Origin of the sequence: Mesorhizobium sp. M7A.F.Ca.US.014.04.1.1, assembly GCF_003998745.1 — a bacterium.
Classification (GTDB): Bacteria; Pseudomonadota; Alphaproteobacteria; order Rhizobiales; family Rhizobiaceae; genus Mesorhizobium; species Mesorhizobium ciceri.
Genome location: NZ_RZRW01001068.1, coordinates 1 through 1,146, shown reverse-complemented (window position 1 = coordinate 1,146; position 1,146 = coordinate 1). Strand labels below are relative to the sequence as shown.

1 protein-coding gene is annotated in these 1,146 nt (G+C 60.8%); it reads right to left on the bottom strand.

The window, feature by feature from the left end:
- Nucleotides 1-833 (bottom strand): aldo/keto reductase (locus EOA22_RS34525; protein WP_164756213.1); only part of this gene is annotated, 833 nt, incomplete at its 3' end.
- Nucleotides 834-1,146: the final 313 nt, after the last annotated feature.

Here is a 1,146-nt window from a genome sequence, read left to right as displayed (position 1 = left end):
GCGTCGAACATCAAGATCCAGCGCAGCGCGAATTTCGCCATCGTCGTGTTGCCGGAAACCATCGGTCGGATGCGCTCGACCGCCGCCAGGCCTACCTCATAAGGCACGCCCGAAAACGTCTCGCCGACATCGAAGGCCTCGCCGTTGCGGTTGAACAGGCGGTGGTCGGTGGTCTCGAATTTGGTGTCGGCCTTGAACTTGCCCGACAGCAGGCCGCTGGCCAGGGGCACGCGGGCAATGATGGCCACGTCGTGCTTTTTCGCCTGATCGAAGAACAATTCCGCCGGTCGCTGGCGGAAGGCATTGAAGATGATCTGCACGCTGACGACGCCGGGATATTGCATCGCCTTCAGCGCTTCTTCGACGCGCTCGACGCTGACGCCATAATTGCGGATCTTGCCTTGCTCGACCAGCCGGTCGAGGCGCTCGAACACTTCAGGGTGGTAATAGAGGTCGGTCAGTGGGCAATGCAGTTGCACGAGGTCGAGCGTGTCGGCCTCGAGATATTTGAGGCTGCGGTCGACCCAGTCGGCCAGGTTCTTCTGGTTGAAGCCCTCGACCGTTTGTGACGGCAGCCGCTTTCCGGCCTTGGTGGCGATAAACGGCCGCTCACCGCCCCGTTCCTTCATCACCCTGGCGATCAGCTTCTCCGAGCGGCCATCGCCGTAGACGTCCGCCGTGTCGATGAAGGTGACGCCGGCGTCGAGGGCTGCATGCAAGGCGGCCACCGCGTCGTCGTCATTGACCTCGCCCCAGGCGGCGCCGATCGCCCATGAGCCAAAACCGACTTCGCTGACTGATGTGCCGGTGCGGCCGAATTTCCGTGCTTGCATCTTGCTGTTCCTGACTGCGGCTTTGCCGGCAATTCCGGCTCTGCGATTCTGATTTCGGGGAGCCATGGCAATGCGATTGACATCCCTCTCTGTAAGATTTACCAGATTACAGGGTTGTATGACAACCCTGTAAGACTGCAATCATTTGGAGTCGGGAGGATCTCAAATTGAACACCGTTCTTAAAATGGGCGCGGCCCTGTGCCTTGGCGCGCTAGCTCATCCTGCGTGGGCCGAAGACAACATTGTCAAGATCGGCGTCGTAGCCGCCGAATCCGGCTCGTTCGTCTCCGCCGGCCATACGCTGCCGGCGGG